Origin of the sequence: uncultured Campylobacter sp., from assembly GCF_937890585.1 — a bacterium.
Classification (GTDB): domain Bacteria; phylum Campylobacterota; class Campylobacteria; order Campylobacterales; family Campylobacteraceae; genus Campylobacter_A.
Genome location: NZ_CALACG010000136.1, coordinates 1 through 4,788 on the forward strand (window position 1 = coordinate 1; position 4,788 = coordinate 4,788).

At 42.1% G+C, this 4,788-nt stretch carries 5 protein-coding genes; all 5 read right to left on the minus strand.

Annotated elements, in window-relative coordinates:
* On the minus strand, positions 1–530 hold a 530-nt coding region (locus tag Q0296_RS03905), incomplete at its 3' end, for a hypothetical protein (RefSeq protein WP_298036768.1).
* Positions 527–1,069, minus strand: coding sequence for a HyaD/HybD family hydrogenase maturation endopeptidase (locus Q0296_RS03910; protein ID WP_021093168.1), 543 nt, complete (start codon positions 1,067–1,069; stop codon positions 527–529). The genes Q0296_RS03905 and Q0296_RS03910, both read right to left, overlap by 4 nt.
* Positions 1,069–1,749, minus strand: coding sequence for a Ni/Fe-hydrogenase, b-type cytochrome subunit (cybH, locus tag Q0296_RS03915; protein WP_107915692.1), 681 nt, complete (start codon positions 1,747–1,749; stop codon positions 1,069–1,071). The genes Q0296_RS03910 and cybH overlap by 1 nt, the downstream gene beginning before the upstream one ends.
* 9 nt (positions 1,750–1,758) lie before the next feature.
* Positions 1,759–3,477 (minus strand): nickel-dependent hydrogenase large subunit, encoded by a 1,719-nt coding sequence (locus Q0296_RS03920; protein ID WP_298036773.1) that lies wholly within the window; start codon positions 3,475–3,477, stop codon positions 1,759–1,761.
* A gap of 9 nt (positions 3,478–3,486) precedes the next feature.
* A complete protein-coding gene (locus Q0296_RS03925) occupies positions 3,487–4,632 on the minus strand; it encodes a hydrogenase small subunit (RefSeq protein WP_298036776.1) in 1,146 nt (381 codons plus the stop codon).
* Positions 4,633–4,788 lie beyond the last annotated feature (156 nt).

The following is a 4,788-nucleotide window of genomic DNA, read 5'->3' on the forward strand; positions in this document are numbered from 1 at the left end:
ATTTTTGGCAGCTGCTTTAAATTTACAGGTATCAAGAAATTTGCATCAAAATTTACCCCAAGAGAAATTTCATATAAATTTTCATCTTGCTCTATGCAAACACTCTTACCATTTTTTAATAAATTTAGGCAGGTTTTTAGCTTTTCATTAAAATTATCAAGCGTTATCTCGCTCTCAAATTTACTCAAAGAGAGCACGCCACTTTCATTTAAAATAGCCTTGCCATTAGCCAAAAATGCCGCCGCTTGAGATGGGCTAAGCGTGCCAAATTTTATCTTTTTAATTTCACCTGCCATGTCAAGCTCATCTGCCACATCAACCTCGCTATGCTTTATAAAAAGGCTATAGGGCAAAATGGCGCTAGCTCTGTCTGCTAGGGCGCTAAGCTCCTCTACAGAGCCACTTACCTTTAGGCAAATTTGATCATCTTTGCAGCTTATAGAGTGCTTAAGATCTCCAGTCAATGCACGTAAAAATGGCGCCAAAAAGGCTGGGTCTTTAAAGCAGTCAAATTTAAAAGCAAGTATCATTTTAAACCTTTTTTGGCGTAGTCATCGAGGGTGTCGTTTAGAGTGAAATTTGCCACCTTTTCGCACTTAAAATCAAGCTCTTTTAAGTGTTCAAGTAGCGTTTTTTCTAGGATATTAGAAGCTTTTATCACTTCATCTGAGAGGCTAAAATTTGATGATTCTATGCGGCTAGGCACGATGCCTAGGATTTTGGTTGTCGGCCTGTCGCCTGCCAGCTCCATTAGATGAAGGGTTTGAAGCATCTCGATCTCGTGAGCTGAGCCGTCCCAGCTGATAAAATTTGGCACATTTAGAAAGTCGAAAAAATAAACATCGCCCACGCTTGCGCCATTTGCGCTAATGCAATCAACGACAATAAGATAGTCAAATTCGCTTATAATGTGAGTTAGAGCGAGGGCTAAAGTGCCCCCGTCCATTAGAGTAAGCTCGTTTTTAGAGCTTGTAAATTTGTAGTTTTTAGCCATCAAATTTACAAAATGAACACCTATGCCCTCATCAGCAAACATAACGTTGCCGATGCCAAGAACTAGCACTCTCATCAGTGTTCTTTTACAAATTTATAGCCGCTAACGATGGCGTCCATCGCTCCATTTTTGCCTTTAACGGCGTTAAATATCGCCATATAAACGTGAATTGGCACAAATATAATGATGATCCACATGCAAATTCTATGTATCGTTCTAACATTTGCTAGTCCGCCCATAAGCTCTTCAAAGTATCTCGCTGGCTCATAGATCGCTCCGCCAAGCCCCTCGTGATAAACGTGAGCGTAAAGGATAAGGCCAGTTAGGCAGATGAGCGCTAAGATGACGTAAAAGAAGAAGTATGAGGCAAACTGCAATGGGTTATAAACGCCCCTTAAATGCGGGTGCGGTCCCATAAAGATGTAGTATTTTATCTGCGCTATCCAAACTTTTGGACTTAAAAAGTCAAGCACGCTCATCCACTCTTTTTTGCTGTGTTTATCAAAGACAAATAGATAGAATTTAAAGATAAATACCGCTATTAGCACAAAGCCAGCGACCTGGTGCGCCAAACGCCACTTTGCTTGCATGAAATTTGTAGGCTCGCTTGTGATCTCTGGACTCATAAAGACATAAGAGATGTAGTAGCCGCTCACAACCAAAAGCGTGATAGCTATAAATCTAATCCAGTGTGTCAGCCTAACGCCGATGGAGAATTCGTATTCGCTGATCCTGTCAGGATTTTTATGTGACATCTTTTCTCCTTACAAATTTGGATTTATCTTATAAGTACTCAAATCATTTCCCTTCGTATCCATAACATGCACGGCACACGCGATGCAAGGGTCGTAAGAGTGAATTTTTCGTATTATCTCAAGTGGTTTTGAAAGATCAGCTATCTTCATACCAACCAGACATGCTTCATAGCTTCCCATTTGACCTTTAGCATCTTTTGGCGAGGCATTCCAGGTACTTGGCACGACTGCTTGCCAGTTTGAGATGACGCCATCTTTTATGCGGCACCAGTGGCTTAGCGCGCCTCTTGGAGCGTTGCCTTGAAAATTTCCTTTATATTCTTTTTTGTTATCTATTACATATTTTGTGCAGGTCTCTTGATCTGTCTTTAAATTTTCGATCAAGGCATTAAATGCGTCCATTGTGTGCTCTGCTACCACTTTTGCTTCAAGCATACGAGTGGCTGTTCTACCTAGAGTTGAAAAGACTGCACTTAGTGGCAAGCCACTCTTTGCTAAAAACTCATCGACTACCTTTTTAACTCTCTCGTTGCCTTTAGCGTAGTTTATGACGATGCTTGCGATCGGTCCTACTTGCATAGGCATGCCATCATATCTTGGCGCTTTGATCCAGCTATATTTACCCTTTGTGTCAAAAAGCTTGCTGTGAGCTAGCTTGCCCTCGCCGTCTATGCTCTCACCATCAACAAGGCCAGTGTAGTTTGCCTCTGTCTCGCCATCATATGGATGAAGCGCTTTGTCATTTTTATACCAAGATCTTGTCGCCTCTTCTGTGATCTTCTCTTCATCGATGTCATAGACTTTGCTAAGATCGCCATTTAAGATGATGCCACCTTTAAATAGATGGTCATTTTTGCCGATCAAAAACTCATCGTAGCAGAATAAATTTGATACGCCAACGTCGTTTAGAACGCTTGGCTCGTTTGCATAAGCTTTAGCCGCCATCAAAATATCTGGATAGTAAGCTCTATCGACAAATTCTTTTATCTCGGCAAATTTACTCATATATTCGCCCATTCTAGCTGGATCCATAAGATCCATCACGCAGGTCACGCCACCAACTGTTAGGCTTTGTGGATGTGGGTTTTTCGCACCAAAGATAGCCATCATCTGAGCTGCTGTTCTTTGGATTCTAAGGCACTCTAAGTAGTGAGAGAGGACGATTAAATTTTGCTCAGGAGTAAATTTATATGTGCTATGTCCCCAGTATGCGTTGGCAAATGGTCCAAGGTTGCCCTTTTTAACAAAGGCTTCAACCCTCTCTTTTACCTCTTTTAGCTTATCTGCTCCCGTGGCAAATGGCGTGCTTGTGTATTTAAACGCCTCTTCGCTAGCTTTGTGTACATCTGCGCTTAGTGCAGAGACGACGTCTGCCCAGTCAAGGCCGTGGAGCTGATAAAAGTGCACGATGTGATCGTGAAGATATAAAGCTGCGTTCATGAGTGTTCTAGTTAGCTCAGCATTCAATGGGGGTTTAATACCAAGTGCATTTTCAACCGCAATTATGCCTGCTCGGTAGTGCGAGTATGTGCAAACACCGCAAATTCTTTGCATGAAAAAGCCAGCATCTCTTGGGTCTCTGTTTTTTACTATCTGCTCTAAGCCCCTCCAAAGAGTTGAGCCAGAGTAAGCCTCTTTGACAACGTTGTTTTCATCGACTATGACTTCTATTCTTAAATGCCCTTCGATACGTGTTATAGGGTCTATTACTATTCTTTTTTCACTCATTTTTTCGCCTTATTCTTTATCTTTACTCATACAAGCTAGTGCAGCGTGAGCCGCTATGCCAACACCAGCAAGTGCTAAAATTCCAATGCCTATTTTATCACTTACATTATCAGCGCCAAGCCCTAAAACAGTGTCAAATAGCCTATCAGCCATCGGCTCTTCAAACGGCCCCATCGTATCCCAGAAGTCTGGCTCTGAGCAGCCTATACAGCCGTGACCTGCTTGAACTGGCCATGATGTGTGTTGATTAAATCTCTCGCGCGAGCAGTTGTTAAATGTATATGGACCTTTACAGCCTACTTTGTATAAGCAGTAGCCATTTTTTGCGCCCTCGTCGCCAAAGCTTTGGACAAACTCGCCTGCATCAAAGTGACCACGTCTCTCGCAAAGATCGTGAATTCTTAAGCCATAAGCCCATTTTGGTCTGTTATAAACATCAAGTGCAGGCAAAGTGCCAAATAGTAAGTAGTGAAGCACGTTGCCAACGATGTTTTTCTCGCTTGGAGGACAGCCTGGGACATTTATGACTGGTTTATCAGTCACCTTTGAAAGGCCGACTGCATTTGTTGGATTTGGCCTTGCAGCTTGAACACCGCCAAAGCTAGAACAGGTACCAATAGCAAAGATAGCAGCCGCATTAGCAGAGGCATTTACAGCGTGAGTTTTGCCTGTTGTGCCGTGAGGACCTACGGTTAAAAAATTTTCAGTCGCACCAGTTGGGATGCCACCTTCAACTAGTAGGATGTATCTACCTTTGTATTTTTCTATCGCATGCTCTAAATTTTCCTCAGCTTGCCAGCCAGCAGCCGCCATGATAGTTTCGTGGTATTCAAGGCTTATGTAGTCAAATATAAGGCTATCTATGCTTGGAGCGTCAGTTCTTAGCAAGCCCTCGCTACAGCCAGTGCATTCTGCCATGTGAAGCCATATCACTGGGAGCCTATCGCTTAGCTCAGCAGCGCGAGCAACCATCGGCGTCATCGCACTTGGCAATGCCATAAAGGCTGTCATCGCACCAGCCCACTTCATAAAATCACGCCTAGTAAAGCCCTTATCTTTTAAAAGCTGCGCAATACTAGTGTCATTTTTCATTTTAGGCAATGCACTAAGTTCGCTTAAGCGTCTATTTATCTTTTGACGCAAGTCATTATTCATATAAGCTCCTTCATTTGAAATTTGTTTATTTTGTATCTTATCTTTTTTAAAGAAGACAAATATTATTTTATTCTATTAGTAATTATAATATAAGCCCGAGGGAATAATAATGATAGAAAATAGAAAATTCGGATGGATAGAATGTATATGTGGAAG

Excerpts from the sequence above, each read along its gene's own strand:
- cybH (WP_107915692.1), bottom strand. The coding sequence starts at position 1,749 with ATGTCACATAAAAATCCTGACAGGATCAGCGAATACGAATTCTCCATC.
- Q0296_RS03925 (WP_298036776.1), bottom strand. The coding sequence starts at position 4,632 with ATGAATAATGACTTGCGTCAAAAGATAAATAGACGCTTAAGCGAACTT.
- Q0296_RS03920 (WP_298036773.1), bottom strand. The coding sequence starts at position 3,477 with ATGAGTGAAAAAAGAATAGTAATAGACCCTATAACACGTATCGAAGGG.
- Q0296_RS03910 (WP_021093168.1), bottom strand. The coding sequence starts at position 1,069 with ATGAGAGTGCTAGTTCTTGGCATCGGCAACGTTATGTTTGCTGATGAG.